A 16,595-nucleotide genomic window follows, 5' to 3' on the forward strand; every position below is an offset into this window, starting at 1 on the left:
GAAACCATCGGCTCGGGTCGGAAAGGGCGCCAATCGGCCACCGGATCGGTTCTGGGCACAAGCCGCTGCGGCAGCGGACCGGGGGATTCACCGGACCACGGGTGTACCCGTCCCCTCACACACTGTCCGACCTGCGCTATACGGTTGATCCGCACCACACGAGGCGACCGCTGCCACGCAAGCGTCTCGGGAGCCACAGACGAAGGGGAGCGTCGTGAAACCCACTCTGGCCGCCGCGCAGCTGCGGGGCAGTCTGACGCAGTACCTCACGACGACCTACGCGCTGGCGGACGACGACACCCGTCGGGCCCTGGAGCGGTTTCTGGGGGACCCGGAGTCGGGGATCTTCCGAGGGCCCTATCTGCGGATCAGGACGCCGTTCCACAAGGCGCACGACGGGTGGGAGCGGCATCTGGAGCGGCGGCCCGGGTTCACGCCGTGGCGGCACCAGGCCAAGGCCTGGCAGCGGCTCAGCACGCTGGGCGGCAGAGAGGCCGAGCCGACGCTCGTGACGACCGGTACGGGTTCCGGAAAGACGGAGTCGTTCCTGGTGCCCGTGCTCGACCACTGCCGGCGGCAGAAGGCTCTCGGGCGGCGCGGGGTGAAAGCCGTCCTGCTGTATCCGATGAACGCGCTCGCCACCGACCAGGCGGGCCGCATCAGCGACTACCTGACCTCGCCCGACCTCGCCCAGGTGACCGCCGGGCTGTACATCGGCGACCGGCCGGACACGGACTTCCGGCGGGTCATGACCCGCCGCGAGGAGATGCGCGTCTCCCCGCCGGACGTGCTGATCACCAACTACAAGATGCTGGACCTGCTGCTGCAGCGCGGTGAGGACAGGGTGCTGTGGGAGGGCGCGGACGTCGCGTACGTGGTGCTGGACGAGTTCCACACCTACGACGGTGCGCAGGGCACCGACGTGGCCATGCTGCTGCGCCGGCTGGCGACGGCGGTCGGCGCCGCGCGGCCGGACCGGCCGCTGGGGCGGATCTGCCCCGTGGCGACCTCCGCGACGCTCGGGGCAGGCAGGGCGGGCACGTCAGCCGGAGGCATTCTGGACGTGGCGGCACAGGTGTTCGGCATGCCGTTCACGGCGGACGCGGTCATCGGCGAGGAGCGGATGACCGCCGAGGAGTTCACCGGCGAAGTCGACTACGCGCTTCCCGAGCCGCCCACTCCGCAGGAGGTCATCGCGGCGTCGGGCGGCGTCGGAGTCGAGGCGAAGCCGGACCTGCTGGACCTGGACGGGCTCGCCACCCGCATGCTGGGGCGGCAGGGTCTCGACGCGTTCCGTATCGGCCGTCTTCTGAAGCGGCACGACTTCACGCAGGGCGTGCTCGCGCTGCTCGACGGCGAACCGCTGGACGAGTGGGGTCTGCGGGACCGGCTCGCCCGCTTCGGATACTCCTGGGGGCGCACCGCACGGCAGAATCCGCAGCTGGTTCTGCAGGCCCTGTCCCGTTTCGTGGCCCTGCTGTCCGCCGCCCGGGACCCCGACTCCGACGAACGGCGTCCGCGTCCCCTGCTGCACGTGGAGGCCCATCTCTGGGTACGGCCGGTGACGCGTGTGCTGCGCGGGGTCGGCCGGACCCCCGAGTTCCGCTGGTACGAGGACGACCGTGCGCAGGCCCGGCGTGCCGCCCTGGCCGCCGCTCCCCCGTCGGACGAGGAGGACAGTCTCTCGGCAGGAAGTGGCTCCTCGGCCGGGGCGAACCGGCCGCGGCCTCTGGCGGGTACCGATACGGCGGTGCGCCCCGCGCAGGTGCACCTGCCCGCCGTGTATTGCCGCGCGTGTGGGCGCTCCGGCTGGGCGGCGCTGTCCCCGGAGTCCGATCCGCAACAGCTCGTCATGGCGCAGGACCGGATCTGGCGGGCCGGCGTCGGCCGTGACAAGCGCCGCATCCGCTACTTCATCGCCGCGACCGAGCCGGAGCGGCGCCAGGCACTCGACGCGCTGGCCGGGCGGCTGCCCGCGGGCAGCGGCGTCGATCCGCTCTCCGTGGTGGTGCTCGACGGGGCCCAGGGCACCTACCGGTTGCCGACAGCGGGAGACGACGGGGACCTGGTGGACGCCTGGTTCGCGCTCGCGCTGCTCGACAAGAAGACCGCCGACAAGGCGGCCAGGGACGACCGCTGCCCTGCGTGCAACACCGACAACAGCATCAGGTTCCTCGGTACGGCGCAGGCGGCCCTCGCCTCGGCCACGGTCACCCAGCTCTTCACCGGCGGGGACATCGCGCTGGTACCGGAGGAACGCAAGACGCTGCTGTTCAACGACTCCACGCAGGACGCCGCGCACCGTGCCGGATACGTCGCCAACGCGTCGTACAAGTTCTCGCTGAGGTCTCTGCTGGCGCACAACCTCGACGAGTCCGGGGCGGCGACCGCGCTCAACGACCTGATCGGCAACGTACTCGACTCGGTGGACGACCCCGAGGCGCTGGCCGCCGTCGTACCGCCGGACCTGCACGACGAGCCGGGTGTCGACCGGGTGTTGTCGGGTCACGGTACCGGCGACGCCCGTACCTGGCGGCTGATCGGTGAACGGCTGGCGTTCGCCACGATCATGGAGTTCGGGCTGCGGTCACGGCTCGGCCGCACCCTGGAACTCACCCGGACGGCCGCCGCCGAAGTCGTCGTCGAGAACCCCGAGCGGGTCACCGACCTCGCCCGCGATCTGCACCTCGCGTTGCCCGGCCAGATGGTGATGACGGGCGGGCTCCCCACGCCCGAGCGGTATCTCGCCTATGTGCGAGGCCTTCTGGAGCGGCTGCGGCTGCGCGGCGCGATCCGGCACCGGTGGCTGGAGCAGTGGATGCGGGAGGCCGGAGCCGACCGCTTCCTGATCAGCGGAAGGCGGCCGGACGGCATGCCCGCGTTCCCGGAAGGCATCGCCCCACCGCGGTTCCTGTTGGACGGGCAGAAGGACAGGACGGAGTTCGACGTCGTCACCGGCCGGCAGGCCTGGTTCCAGGACTGGACCCGCCGCTGTCTGGGGCTGGACGCCGCCGGGGCGACCGAGTACCTCCGTCGGCTGCTGCCCGCTCTCGCCGACGAGCACGCGCTCAGCGTGCGGACGGCGAAGGACCGCACCACGCGCGTCTACGGTCTCCAGCCCGGCCACATCCAGGTGCGGCTGCTGGACGACTCGATCGTCAACAAGGCGTTCGTGGCGTGCGAGGACTGCGGCTGGCAGCAGGTCGTGCCCCCTGAGCGGCGCACCCGCTGGTACGGCCATCCGTGTCCGCGCTACCGGTGCAAGGGGTACCTGACGCCGCCGCAGCCGGGGATGCGCCTCACGGCACCGGCCGAACCGCACGTTGGCAGCGGGGGCGTCACCGGCACGGGCTTCGGCGCTCTGCAGGAGCGTGACTACACGAACGACTACTACCGGCGGCTGTACCTGACGGGCGGCACCTTCCGTGTCGTGACGGCCGAGCACACCGGCATGCTGACCCGTGCGCAGCGTGAGCAGGTCGAGCGGACCTTCCGCGCCGGCACGCACTACACCGACCCGAACGTGCTGTCCTGCACGCCCACACTGGAACTCGGCATCGACATCGGCGACCTGTCGGCCGTGCTCATCGGATCGCTGCCGAAGGGGCCCGCCAACTATGTGCAGCAGTCGGGCCGCGCGGGACGCAAGACAGGCAACGCGTTGGTCGTAGCCTTCGGCGGCCGCAGGGCCCGGGACCTGTACTACCTGGACCAGCCCCGAGAGATGATCGCCGGCGACATCGTGCCGCCGGGCTGCTACCTGTCGGCGGTGGAGATCCTGCGCCGCCAGTACACCGCGTGGCTCCTGGACCTCGCCGCGCGGGGCGGGCTCAGGACGGCGGACGGCGAGCGGTTGCAGCCGGTGCCCCGGCTAGCGTCCGCTCTCTTCGGAACGACGGGCTGGTGCCAGGACCTCGCGGACGCCGCACAGACGCACGGGGCGGCACTCGTCGAGCAGTTCCTGGCCCTGTTCCCCGAAGGCGAGTCCCCCGCACAGGGCCAAGGTGACTCCGCCGCTTTGGACGCTGACGACGCCGGGGTGTCCGCGCACGCCGCCGACGCACTTCGGGAGTACGCGACCGGCGGCATCGTGCGCGCGCTCCAGGAGGCGGAGGAGGACTGGACCGGTCGGCGGGAGGAGCTGCGGCGCAGGATCGCCGCGATCGACGAGGCCGTCGACTCGCTGGCCCGCACGGACGAGGTCCAGGACCGGGAACGGCGGGAGCTGCTCGCCGAGCGCCGCAGCACCGGCGATCTGTTGCGCGACCTGAGCCGGACCAGCGCGCACGGCACCCTCGTCGAGCTGGGCCTCCTGCCGAACTACAGCCTGGCCGACACCACGACCCAGCTGGAGGCCACGCTGTACTGGTCCGAGGTTCCCTCGGACACCGACGAGACGCCGGGCGGGACCGACGCGCCGCAAGAACACCGAGCCCCCGCCGGTACGTCTCGCGTCTACCGCAGCGAGACCCGCGACTACGAGCGCTCCCGCAAGATCGCCCTCACCGAACTCGCCCCGGGCAACAGCTTCTACGTCAACGGCTACAAGCACGTGGTACGCGCCCTCGACATCGGCAGCCCGGAGCGGCGTGCCTGGTCAGTGTGGCGGCTGTGCCCAGCCTGCGGATACGTGCGCACACGCGACGCCCAGACCGACACCTCCCCCTGTCCTCGCTGCGACGGGCGCGAGATCGCGGACGCGGGCTGTGTCCAGTACGTGCTCCAGCCGCGCCGGGTCGTGGCGCGCGACAAGCGGGACGACGCACGCGTGCGTGACGACCGCGACGAGCGCGCCCGCAGGCAGTACGCGGTCCTCACCACCGTGGACATCGACCCGGCGCACCTGGCGACCGGTTCCTGGCGGCACGACACGGCCACCTTCGGCGTGGACTTCTCCCGCCGAGCCGTCATCAGAACACTGAACCTGGGACTCGACCGGCAGGACGGCAGCTCCACGGTTCCGCTGGCGGGCGAGGACGTCCGGATCAACCCGTTCTACGTCTGCACGAGTTGCGGCGGGGCGACGGCAGACGGCCGACCCGTCGTCGACCAGTCACAGCACGCGCTGACCGAATCGGGCGCCGCTGCCACGAAGGGGAGCCTCCACCATCTGCTGTGGTGCCCCCGGCGACGTACGCAGAGCTCCGGGCACGGTGACAGGCAGGGGGCGGGTCAGGACGTACCGCTGCTGCTCGCGCACGAGTTGACCACGGAAGCCGTACGCATTCTGCTGCCCGCCTCCGTGACGCGGGCCCGAGAGCGGCTCGCTTCCTTCACCGCGGCGCTGTTCGCCGGTATCGCGGCGCGCTACGGCGGCGACCCCGACCACATCGAGATCGCCGCGGCCTCGATGCCGGACAGTCCGGAACAGCTCGGCTCCGACTTCCCGCGGCGCTTCCTCGTCGTCTACGACCGGTTGCCCGGTGGGACCGGCTATCTGCACCGGCTGGCATCCGCGGCCGGGTTCCGTGAGGTGTTGCTGAAGGCGCGCGAGGTCATCGAGAACTGCCCGTGCCAGCAGAAGGAGTTGGACGGCTGCCACCAGTGCCTCCTGCGCAGGGTGCCCCCGTCGGACTACGACCGGGTCTCCCGCCGCGAGGTGCAGTCCATGCTGGACGAACTTCTGGGCGCTGACGGCGAACGCTGGCGGACCTCACCGGTCTCGACGACCCGCCAGATCCCGCTGGAACAGCAGGCGGAGAGCGACTTGGAGGTCATGTTCGTCGACACGCTGGAGGAGTGGGCCAAGCAGCCCGAGTCCCGTGCGGCAGCGGACACGTACACCACCCCGGCGGGCACCCGGGCGCTGGATCTGCGGCTGACGACCGGCGACGGAGCCACCGTGAGCTGGCGGGTCTCGCAGCAGCGCGTCCTCGACGGGACCCGTCCCGACGTGCTCTTCGAGCGGCTCGACGCTCCCGGTCCCCGGCTCGCCGTCTATCTGGACGGATACCGGTATCACGCGAGCCCCGAGCACAACCGTCTCGCGGACGACGCGACGAAACGCGCCCGGCTGCGAGCCGACGGACTGCGGGTATTCCAACTGACGTACTACGACGTCAAGGAGTGGCGGCGCCGCGTCCGCGACACCGGCTATGCCGGAGTCGCCCCCGTCGACCCGGTGTGGATGCCGTACGACCGGGCGGCGCAGGACCGGGCACGCTCCTACTACGCCCAGACCCGGGGCGGGCTCCCCGGCGAGCTGTCGGAGACGGTCTGGGTCAACCCGACCGATCTGCTGCTCGCCTACCTCCGCGCCCCTGACGCGCGACAGTGGCACCACCGCGCCGAAGCCACCGTGGCCGGACTCATCGGTACCCCCGGGCTACGGGACTCACCGGTCGGGGCGGAAGCGGTCGGCCGAGCCGTCGAGGCGGCATTGCGTGACGGGGTCGTGGACGAACCGAAGGGACCTCTGCGTGTCCTCGCGGCGACGGACAAGTCCGAATGCCGGCTCGTCCTGGTCGCCGACGTGCGGCACCGGCCCCCGAGGTGGACGGGACTGACACTCCTGGACGACAGTGCCCACGCCGTCACGGACGAGAAGACCCACAAGCGGCGTTGGCAGGCCTGGCTGTACTGGAGCAACCTGCTGCAGTTCCTGGAGCACGGCGGGGGCGACAGCGCCCAGCTCACCACCACACTGCTCGACGGCTTCACCGCCGACGTGCTCACCGTGACCGGCGGCCAGGGGTGGCTGTCCTCGACACGGGTCACGCAGGTCGTCAACGGCGAGCCTCAGCGGGCATCGGACAGCCTGCCACCGGTTGCCGTGACCGCCGGACTACCCGCGGTACCGGCGAGAACAACCGAGGAGCCGCCGTCCGAAACCCGGCCCGAGCGGGACGGCGCCTGGGACGCGGTACTGGAGTACGTGGACCCCGACGAGGCCGGCCTGGCCGAACTGGCTCACGCGCTCGCCAACCTGGGCGTTCCCGCGCCTGAGGACGGCTTCGAACTCGACGAACACGGCTGGCAGGCCGAACTGGCCTGGCCGGACGCCCGGCTCGGCGTGGTGCTCACCCCGCGGGGGACACCCGAAGAGCCGGACCACGAGGCACAGGACCGTGACCGTGCCTTCGCCGCCGCCCATTGGGACGTACGTCCGGCGGGCGAGTGGACGGCGGAGGAGATCGCCGGACGCCTCGGCCTCGCTGCCGCACGGACACGCGACGGTGGTCGTACGGATGCGGGGCGGGCTGACATCGGCACGACCGAGAACAACAAGAACGAGAACGAAGACGGGGAGTCGGCATGACGAGGACCGGGGGCGTGACGCTGCGCCTGCTCGACAAGGCGGACAAGGAGATCCTTCGGCTCCCACGCACGGTCAAGGGCGCGCTGTTCGACTTCCAGCACAAGTTCAAGGAGAACCCGCGGACCCCCGGGCTCAAGCTCAAGCAGCTCAAGGGCGACAGCCGCATCTGGTCCGCTCGCATCAACGACGAGTACCGCGCCCTCCTGCTCAGACTGGCCGAGGACGACTGGCTCATCGTCTCGGTCAAGCACCGCAAGGAGGTCTACGACCGGCTGGCGTACGGCATCAACACCGTCACCGGCGGTATCGAGTACGTCGACCTCCAGGTGGTGGAGGACAGCGTGCTGCGGCGCATCCCGCCGCAAGGGCCGCCGCCCACCGCCCCGGCCGTCCCAGCCCCGCCCGCCGAAGCCCAACCGCTCGCTCCCGAGCCGCTGTTCGCCGCCTGGACCGACGGGCAGCTGATCGAACTGGGTGTGGCCGAGCCCTTGGTTCCGGTCATCCGCTCCCTCACCACCGATGACCAGCTCCTCGGTCTGATCGAGTACGCGCCCCAGCTCACCGGCGAAGTCCTGCTCGCGCTCTACGACGGAAAGCCGTTCGAAGAGGTACGGGACGAGGTCACCGCCCCTGTCGCGGCTCCGGAGCCCGTCGACACCGAGGACTTCCAGACAGCCGCCGAACGGCCGGCCACCGTCGTCACCACGTCCGACGACGCGCTGCGCGAGGCGCTGGAGGCAGGGGACTTCGGCCGTTGGAAGGTCTTCCTCCACCCGGCTCAGTCCAAGCTGGTCGAGCGCCGCTACTCCGGTCCCGCACGGGTCGGCGGCGGCCCGGGCACCGGAAAGACCATCGTCGCCCTGCACCGCGTCCGCCACCTCGTGTCCCAGCTGCCGCCCGGTCACAACAAGCCGGTGCTGCTGACCACCTACAACAAGAATCTCGCTGCCGACCTGCGCTCCCGCCTCCTGGAGCTGGGCGGTGAACACCTGCTGTCACGGGTGGAGGTGAGCCACGTCGACCAGCTCGCACTGCGCGTCGTGCGGGAAGCCGAGCCCGGCAGCCGCAAGCAGACCATTGACGACAGCCAGGCCGTACGGGAATGGCGGGCGATGCTCGACGAACTCGGCGAGAGCGGCTGGGACGCGGAGTTCCTGCACGACGAGTGGACGCAGGTGATCCTCGGACAGGCAGTCGGCACCCGCACCGACTACTTCCGGGCCCGCCGGGCCGGGCGCGGCAAGAACATCGGCCGGGCGGAGAGAGCTGCCATCTGGCAGCTCTCGGAACGCTTCGCGCAGCGTCTGGACCGGCTCGGACGCCAGACATGGGACCAGGTCGCCGAACGGGCCGCCCGCCTGGAGATAGGGCGGGAGCAGCGCATCCGCGCCATCGAACGGCAGCGGGAGGAAGCGGGCGGTCTGGACAACATCCACCTCCAGGACGGTTCGGGCGGCTGGCTTCGCTACCGGTACCGGCACATCGTGGTCGACGAGGCTCAGGACCTGCGCCCCGCTCACTGGAAGATGCTGCGCGCCATGACGGCCCGCGACTCGGATGACCTGTTCCTGGTGGGTGACACCCATCAGCGCATCTACAAGAACCAGGTGACGCTGGGCAGCCTCGGTATCAACATCCGGGGCCGGTCCGCGAAGCTCAGCCTCAGCTACCGCACAACACGGCAGATTCTGCGCTCCGCGCTGGAGGTACTGGGTGAGGAGACCTACGACGACCTCGACGGGAACTCGGAGACCCTCGCCGGATACCGTTCCGTGCTCAGCGGCAGCGCACCCGGCACGCACCCCTGCACGGACTGGCAGACGGAACGGGAATCGATCGCCGCACACATCCTGGCCTGGGACGCCCACCCGGAAGAGCGGATCGCGCACGAGCAGATCGCCATCTGCGTTCCCACCAATGTGATGGCGAGTGAGCTGGCGAACACCCTGGGGGAACACGGCATCCGGGCCCTGGAAATCGGCGCCGACGGTGCGCGCGGCGAGCCCGGAGTGCACATCGGGACCATGTTCCGGTTCAAGGGTTTGGAGTACCAGCGCATGATCATCGCCGGAGTCAGTGACGGTCTGGTCCCACGCGAGCAGGTCAACCAGTTGCGCCAAGTGGACCCCGCCCGCTACCGGAGGGAACTCCAGCGGGCGCGATCCCTGCTGTTCGTGGCAGTGACCCGGGCACGCGACAGCCTCGACATCTTCTGGCACGGCACCCCGAGCCCGTTCCTGCATCGTCTGCCGTCCTGAGCGGAGCGCAGGAAGACGTAGGCCCTTTCCAAGGCCAAGCCGCAGGCAGCGGCAGACGAGTCGGGCTGTACGCCGGGTTCTGTCACCCGACTGCCTCGCGGCGGCCGGGGAGACGGCCATCCATCTAGGGCCGGCGTTGCCGTCGGCCTCGTGCGGTCTACCCGCGGACTCGGGCGGGCAGCCCTCGAACGTCCGCGCAGGGTCGCTTTTTACGGCGGCCCCTCTTGACCTTGCTCCGGGTGGGGTTTACCTAGCTGCCCAGGTCACCCTGGGCACTGGTGGTCTCTTACACCACCGTTTCACCCTTACCGAGGACCGAGGTCCCCGGCGGTTTGTTTTCTGTGGCACTGTCCCGCGGGTCACCCCGGGTGGCCGTTAGCCACCACCCTGCCCTGTGGAGCCCGGACGTTCCTCGGGAAGCCCCCTAGGGGGACTCCACGCGGCCGTCCGCCCGGCTCGTCTGCCGTGTGGACCATGCTACCGGGCGCCCGCCGCTCCTCGGTCCCGATGGCCTCGGTGACGCCGTGGCCAGGAACGAGCCCGCCAGGATCAGGGCGAAGGAGACGGCGATCGCGGGGGTGAGGCGCTCGTCCAGGAACAGGGCTCCCGCCGCCACCGCCACCGCCGGGTTGACGTACGTGAAGACCGTCGCCCGGGTCGGGCCCACCTCCCTGATCAGCTCCAGGAACGCCACGAAGGCCAGGGCCGTGCAGATCACTCCCAGGGCGGCCAGGGAGATCAGGGCCGGGGTCGACGGGAGGGTGGACGGGCGGGTCAGGGACGCCGCGGGGGCGTAGACCAGCGCAGCCAGGAGCAGCACCGGGGCTATCAGCTGGAGCGTCGGGACCTGCTTCAGATGGCGGGCCATGATCAGGGGAGCGGTCGCGTAGCCGATCACCGTGATCAGGACCTCGGTGAGGGAGAGGACGTTTCCGCCGGTGAGGTGGGGGACCGTGAGGACCGCCACGCCTCCCAGGCCCAGGGCCAGGCCCGTCATCCGGCGGGCTCCCAGCCGTTCCGCGTCGCCGAAGAAGCGGGCAAGCAGCACGCTCACGATCGGGACGCCCGCGATCAGGAGGCCGGCCGTGGAGCTGGAGAGGTGGCGTTCCGCGTCGGTCAGGGTCCACCAGGGGCCGATGACCTCGATCACGGCGAAGGCCAGCATCGGGCGCCAGTGCTGTCGGACTACGCGGGTCAGGTCTCCCTGGCGGATGGCGAACGGGAGCAGGAGGGCCGCGCCCAGGGCACAGCGTACGAAGACCACCGTGGACGGGGAGACCTCGTCCACAGCCACTTTGATCATCAGGTAGGGGATGCCCCAGAGGACTCCCATCAGGGAGAAGAGGAACCAGCCGCGTGCAGTCATGCGGTGAGTCTCGGGCAGGTCAGCGGTGTGCGTCTTGAACGCTGTTGCGGTACGCCGCCGGGGTGACCCCCAGCACCTTCCTGAACCAGCGCGTCATGTGCGCCTGGTCCGCGAACCCCACCTGCCCCGCCACGTCCGCCGGGCGGGCGCCCGCCTCCAGCAGGCCTCGGGCCCGGCTCACCCGGTGCTGGGCCAGCCACGCGTACGGGGGCATGCCCATCGTCGTACGGAAGGCTCGCAGGAGCTGGTAGCGGGAGAGCCCCAGGTCGGTGGCCAGGTCGGCGAGGGAGGGCGGGGAGAGGAGTTCGTCCGCCAGGCGGTCGCGTACGGCGAGGGCGATCGTGCCGGCGCCGGGGAGTCTGTCGGAGGTGAGGCGGGACGTCGAGTGCCTGCGGGCCAGGGCCGTGAGCAGCCAGGGGAGGCGGGACTCGGACTCCAGGGGGTCGGGGCAGGTGCTCAGCTCGGTGTGGGCGGTGCGCAGGGCGGCGGCGAGTTCGGGATCGTGCAGGAGGGGGTCGCGGAAGTGCGGGGTGCCGCCGAGGAGGCCGTCGGCGAGGAGAGCGGGGGCCGGGTAGAGGGCGCGGTAGGCGTAGGTGCCGAATGCCGATTCGCCGGTGTGGACCTCGCCGGGGGCCAGGACGACGATCGAGCCCTCCCCCACCGTGAGGGCGCCGCCCCGGTAGTCGATGCACGAGGCGCCCTGGACACAGATGCCGATGCTGAATTCCTCGTGGGTGTGCGGGGCGTAGCGGTGGCGGGCGAAGCGGGCGGTGAGGAGGTCCAAGGGGTGGTCGGGGCGGCCGAGGGTGGTGCGGGTCCAGCGAGTCTCGCCGTGTGTGCTCACCGCTGCCGCCCCCGCTCCACTTCGCCCCCGCCGGTCTTCAGGCTACGCCCGGCGGGGACAGGGTCGAGTCAGAGAAAGTCGGAGGTCTCCAGGTCGAAGGCGAAGGGTTCGGGGAGGGTGAGCGGTTTACCGAAGGGGACGGTGCAGCGCTGGCGGTAGTCGTCTCCTCGCGGATCGCCGAGGAGGGTCGCCTCGGACGTGTCGCGGTCGATGAGCAGGTAGAGGGGGATACCGCCGCGGGCGTAGCAGTGGCGCTTGACCTCACGGTCGGCCTTGGGCCTGGTGGAGGTCACCTCCAGAACCATGGAGCCGCCCTGGCAGGGCATCCATGGTTCCGCGCCCCGGTAGAGACGCAGGGTCCGGGGAGCGAACGTGCCGTCCGGGATCAGGTGGTCCTTCGGACACCCCTCCGCTTTCCCCAGCTTCAACCCCTTGTTCCCGGAGAACTGCATGTCGGTGCGGGACCGCCTGTAAACCTGCTGCACGATCAGCTCGATGTAGTCCTCGTGATCCCCGTCCGGCGGCGGCGTCACAACGATCTCCCCCTCGATCAGCTCCGCCCGGAATCCCTCCGGGGTGTCCAGGGCGAGGAAGCCCTCCAGCAGGACGTCTTCCTGCGAGAGCGGCTCGTGGGCCATGGCAGTCATGTCACGCCCCTCCTTCTTCGGTCGCTCGCCAGACTGGGACATCGGCTGATCACCTGGCCCTGAGATCGGGAACCGTTCCCTCGATCGTGGCACATGATCCCGGTCACCGTCAGTCACCCGGCCCGAGGCTTGACCCTGCCGCAGCGTCAACGTTTCTACTGGTCGTATGCGGATCGGAGAACTCGCCGCGGCCGTCGGTGTCACGCCGCGTGCCGTGCGGCACTACCACCATCTCGGGCTGCTGCCGGAGCCGGACCGGCGGGCCAACGGGTATCGGGACTACACGTTGCGGCACGCGGTCGTGCTCGCGCGGATCCGGCGGCTGACGGAGCTGGGGCTCGGACTGGCCGAGGTACGGGACGTGCTCGCGGACGACGCCGGTCGTGAACTCGTCGAGGTGCTGGGCGAGTTGGACGAGGATTTGGCCCGGCAGGAGGACGAGATCCGGGCGCGGCGGGGGCGGTTGCGCGTCCTGATGGGGGAAGCGCGTGCCGGGCGGTTGCCGGCCGAGGGGCCTGTTTCACCTGAACTCGCCGCCCTCTTCGGGAAGTTCGGGCACGCGCCGCACTCTCCGATGGCCGCCAAGGACCGTGAGGTGTTCGCCCTCCTGGAGACCACCGCGACACCCGAGGTACGGGCGGAGATGCTCGCGGGGCTGGAGAGCATGATGTCGGTTCCGGGTGCGGTGGAGCGGGCGCACGAGGCGTACGCGCTGCTCGACGCGCTCGCCGACGCCGAGCCAAACGACCCCCGGGTGGCGGAGGCCGCCCGCGTCCTGGCCGGCCTCATCCCGCCGGAGATGGTCCCACAGGGCGCCGGCATCGATCTCGACAACAGCGGGGGCGACGGCGGCACCGGCAGCTTCCTGCGCGCCTTCTACGCCGACTTCGCCCCTGCCCAGGCGGAGGCCATCCGCCGCACGCTCCGGATACTGAGGGAGGACCGCCCGTGAGGACGATCGGGACCAGTAGGAGAGGTAGCGCCTATAGGGCGTGTCGGGCCTGTAGGGTCGCCCGCTCCCTCGTGCGCCATGAACTCCTGTTGCTGGCAAGCCTGTTGCGTTGGGCGGTGCGGCGGCCGCACGGGGTCGGGGAGGAGGGTGCACGGGCGTACGGGTACACGCGGGGACAGGGCGCCATGATGTTCGGGTTCGGGTTCGTGTGTGTCGTCGAGACCGTGACCATGTCCGTCCTGCTGCGCGATTTTCCGCTCGTGCACTCGGTGTTCCTCGTCCTCGACCTCTATACGATCCTCATCGTCGCCGGGCTCCACGCCGCCTCCGTGACCCGCCCCCACGTCCTCACCGGGACCACCCTGCGGCTGCGGCGCTTCGCCACCGTGGATCTGTGCGTCCCGCTGGGCGCCATCGCCTCCGTCCGTCGCGAGCTGCGTACGACGCACGAGAGACGGGACGGGGAGCTGAACCTGGAGGTCGGGTCACAGACCACCGTCACAGTCGAACTGGACGCTCCCGTCTCCTACTTGACCTTCTTCGGTCGTCGCAGGGAGGTACGCCTGGTGCGCTTCCACGCCGACGATTCCGATCAACTCGTGCGCAGCGTGGAAGAGTTCAGACCTGAGCGAACCGCACCTTCGCCGCTCCCGGCTCGGCCTGCGTGAGCCGTACCCGCAGCCGCTCCCCCAGCGGCAGCCGGTCGCCGGGGGTTCCCGTCAATCGGCCGATGACCGCGGGGGACTCCAACTGCACGGTGCCGACGGCTGGTTGCCCTTCCTCCACGTCCACCACGTATCCCTCGAACACCTCCCCGACCCGGTCCTTCAGCAGCGCCGCCTCGACGAGGTCCACGCACTCGCGCTCCACGCGGCCGGCCCGGCGGGTGCCCTCGGCCATCTCGTCGGGGAGGGCCTCGAAGGCGGCCAGGACCCAGTCGGGGGTGGGGGTGCCGGCTGCCGCCGCGAGGCAGATCTCGGAGGAGTAGCGGTCGACGAGGCGGCGCAAAGGGGCCGTGCAGTGGGCGTAGGGGGCGGCGACGGCGGAGTGCGTGGTGATGTCGGGGAGGTCGCCGTCGCGGAAGGGTGTGTAGTGCGCGCCGCGCAGCAGGGTCGTGCACTCCAGGAGGAAGGCCGCGTGACGGGGGTCGTGCGGGTCGAGGGAGCGGACGAGGTGCGCGTACGAGACGTGGTGCGGCCAGTCGATGCGCAGGGCGTCGGCCGTACGACGGAGGCGGCCCACCGCGCCGTCCGGGGCGGCCGGGAGCGTGCGCAGGACGCCGGTGCCGTGGGCCAGCATCAGGTCGGCCGCGGCCATGCCGGTGAGGAGGGAGATCTGGGCGTTCCAGCGTTCGGCGGGGAGCGGGGCGCGGTACGTCAGCTCGTAGGTGACATCGGCAACCTGGTGAACAGTGGTGTCGGCGAGGGCCGCGGCTGCGGCTCGGTCGGCGGGGGCGGCGTGCTCGACGATCTCCTGTTCGGGGATGCCGAGGGAGATTCCGCCGCGTTCGACCTCCAGGTGCTCGCGCAGCCGGCCGATCTCCCGGAGCAGGGCGAGGGGTTCCTCCGCGGTGCCCTCGTCGATCTTCTTCTGTGCGTCGGCGTAGCTCAGTTTGGCCCGGCTGCGGACCAGGGCCCGGCGGACGTCGACGGTCTCGGTACGGCCGTCCGCGTCCAGGTCCAGGGTCCACAGGACCGCCGGGCAGGGGTGGCCGGGCAGCAGGCTGGCGGCGCCCTCGGAGAGGCAGGCGGGGTGCAGGGGGACCTTGTCGTCGGGGAAGTAGAGCGTCGTCACCCGGCGGTGGGCCTCGGCGTCGAGTGCGCCACCGGGGGTGACGAAGGCGGCGACGTCGGCGATGGCGTAGCGGACGCGGTAGCCGCCGGTCCCCGGACCCGTACCCGAGGCCGAGCCCGAGCCCGGTCTGCGTGACAGGTGCATCGCCTGGTCGAGGTCGGTGGCGGTGGGCGGGTCGATGGTGAAGAGGGGGAGGTCCGTGGCGTCGTACGACGGCAGGCGCGGTGATTTCGCGGCGTGCTCGGCCTCGACGAGGACCTGGAGGGGGAAGGCGCCGGGGACATCGAGTTCCGCGCGGAGTGCGCGCAGGGCCGCCCGCAGGGGAGCCTCGGGGGCGCCCTTGCCGCGTAGATGGCGGCGGGGCATAGGACGAGCGTAGGGCGGGGTGGGCCGGGTGGCATCCCGACGGCAGGTGCTTCCCGACGCCGGGCGGCATCCCGAGTGCAGCCTTCCCGGCGCCGGGGTGCTTCACGACGGCAGGTGTTTCCCAGTCGGGTTGCTTCCCGACGGCAGGTCTTTCCCGGCCGCGGCTGCTTCACGTCGGCAGATGGCAACCCCCGCGGCAGGCGTCGTCCGCACGGTAGGCGGCCGGGGCGCCGGCGGTCGGTCCCGCACCCCGTACGCTGTCGCGGAGCCCCGAGAACAAGGAGTACCCGTGCTCGTCCTGCTGCCCCCGTCCGAAGGCAAGGCACCCTCCTCGGGTGGCGCTCCCCTGAAGCTGGAGGGGTTGTCGCTGCCGGCGCTCACCGGGGCGCGGGAGGCGGTCATCGGTGAGCTGGTGGAGTTGTGCGCCGGCGACGAGGACAAGGCACGTGAGGTGCTCGGGCTGAGCGAGGGGCTGCGCGGTGAGGTCGCCAAGAACGCGGAGCTGCTGACGGCGGGGACGCGGCCGGCCGGGCAGGTCTACACGGGTGTGCTGTACGACGCCCTCGACCTGGCCACCCTGGAGACCGCAGCGAAGCAGCGGGCGGCGCGTTCGCTGCTGGTCTTCTCGGGGCTGTGGGGCGCGGTCCGGGTGACGGACCGGATCCCCTCCTACCGTTGCTCGATGGGCGTGAAGCTGCCCGGCCTCGGGGCGCTCGGCACGCACTGGCGTACCCCGATGGCGACGGCACTGCCCGAGGCCGCCGGTGACGGGCTCGTCCTCGACCTGCGGTCCTCCGCGTACACGGCGGCGTGGAAGCCGAAGGGCGAGGTCGCCGGGCGGACCGCGACCGTACGGGTGCTGCACGCGCCCACGCGGAAGGTGGTCAGCCACTTCAACAAGGCCACCAAGGGCCGCATCGTGCGGAGCCTGCTGTCCGCCGGGATCGCCCCCAAAGACCCGGCCGAGCTGGTGGAGGCGTTGCGGGACATCGGGTACGTGGTGGAGGTGGAGCCTGCGGCAGGCGCCGGGCGGGCGTGGACTTTGGATGTGCTGGTGGACGAGGTCCACTGACCGACCGCCACCGCCGATCCGGCGGCATTGCAGCATGC

Annotated in this window: 8 protein-coding genes, 1 other RNA gene and 1 pseudogene; 5 read left to right on the forward strand and 5 right to left on the reverse strand. The window is 71.0% G+C overall.

The genetic code is table 11. The annotated features are described in order from the left end of the window. Positions 1-214: 214 nt before the first annotated feature. Positions 215-7,258, forward strand: coding sequence for a DEAD/DEAH box helicase (locus PUR53_RS46250; protein ID WP_329912472.1), 7,044 nt, complete (start codon positions 215-217; stop codon positions 7,256-7,258). Further along, positions 7,255-9,516 (forward strand): UvrD-helicase domain-containing protein, encoded by a 2,262-nt coding sequence (locus tag PUR53_RS46255; RefSeq protein ID WP_329912473.1) that lies wholly within the window; start codon positions 7,255-7,257, stop codon positions 9,514-9,516. Before PUR53_RS46250 ends, PUR53_RS46255 begins: the two co-directional genes overlap by 4 nt. A gap of 52 nt (positions 9,517-9,568) precedes the next feature. Here PUR53_RS46255 and rnpB read toward each other — a convergent pair. The 4 genes and pseudogenes from rnpB to PUR53_RS46275 all read right to left on the reverse strand — a co-directional run bounded on the left by rnpB (position 9,569) and on the right by PUR53_RS46275 (position 12,364). Beyond that, positions 9,569-9,975, reverse strand: an RNA gene (gene rnpB, locus PUR53_RS46260) — RNase P RNA component class A. 127 nt (positions 9,976-10,102) lie between these two features. Then, positions 10,103-10,882, reverse strand: a pseudogene (locus tag PUR53_RS48455) (DMT family transporter); the annotation flags it as partial. A 19-nt stretch (positions 10,883-10,901) separates the two neighbouring features. Continuing rightward, positions 10,902-11,726 carry a helix-turn-helix domain-containing protein gene (locus tag PUR53_RS46270; protein WP_329912475.1) on the reverse strand — a complete coding sequence of 275 codons (825 nt, stop codon included), beginning with the start codon at positions 11,724-11,726 and terminating at the stop codon, positions 10,902-10,904. Between the two features lie 68 nt (positions 11,727-11,794). After that, complete coding sequence (locus PUR53_RS46275) at positions 11,795-12,364, reverse strand: Uma2 family endonuclease (protein WP_329912620.1); 570 nt, start codon at positions 12,362-12,364, stop codon at positions 11,795-11,797. A gap of 175 nt (positions 12,365-12,539) precedes the next feature. On the opposite strand from PUR53_RS46275, the gene PUR53_RS46280 reads away from it, so the two are divergent. Further along, positions 12,540-13,325, forward strand: coding sequence for a MerR family transcriptional regulator (locus tag PUR53_RS46280; RefSeq protein WP_329912476.1), 786 nt, complete (start codon positions 12,540-12,542; stop codon positions 13,323-13,325). Positions 13,326-13,396: 71 nt separating this feature from the next. Then, positions 13,397-13,993, forward strand: a complete 597-nt coding sequence (locus PUR53_RS46285) for a hypothetical protein (protein ID WP_329912477.1) — start codon at positions 13,397-13,399, stop codon at positions 13,991-13,993. On the opposite strand, the gene PUR53_RS46290 is transcribed toward PUR53_RS46285, so the two are convergent. Further along, positions 13,944-15,485 (reverse strand): RNB domain-containing ribonuclease, encoded by a 1,542-nt coding sequence (locus PUR53_RS46290; RefSeq protein WP_329912478.1) that lies wholly within the window; start codon positions 15,483-15,485, stop codon positions 13,944-13,946. The genes PUR53_RS46285 and PUR53_RS46290 overlap by 50 nt on opposite strands. A 289-nt stretch (positions 15,486-15,774) precedes the next feature. On the opposite strand from PUR53_RS46290, the gene yaaA reads away from it, so the two are divergent. Next, entirely contained in the window at positions 15,775-16,557 is a 783-nt protein-coding gene (yaaA, locus tag PUR53_RS46295) for a peroxide stress protein YaaA (RefSeq protein ID WP_329901484.1), read from the forward strand. The last annotated feature ends 38 nt before the right edge of the window (positions 16,558-16,595 follow it).

The organism is Streptomyces sp. SP18BB07, from assembly GCF_036322545.1.
GTDB lineage: Bacteria > Actinomycetota > Actinomycetes > Streptomycetales > Streptomycetaceae > Streptomyces > Streptomyces deccanensis.

What these genes read in the sequence shown, in the direction of transcription:
- PUR53_RS46290 (WP_329912478.1), bottom strand. Translation starts at nt 15,485, where the DNA reads ATGCCCCGCCGCCATCTACGCGGCAAGGGCGCCCCCGAGGCTCCCCTG.
- PUR53_RS46275 (WP_329912620.1), bottom strand. Translation starts at nt 12,364, where the DNA reads ATGGCCCACGAGCCGCTCTCGCAGGAAGACGTCCTGCTGGAGGGCTTC.
- PUR53_RS46255 (WP_329912473.1), top strand. Translation starts at nt 7,255, where the DNA reads ATGACGAGGACCGGGGGCGTGACGCTGCGCCTGCTCGACAAGGCGGAC.
- PUR53_RS46280 (WP_329912476.1), top strand. Translation starts at nt 12,540, where the DNA reads ATGCGGATCGGAGAACTCGCCGCGGCCGTCGGTGTCACGCCGCGTGCC.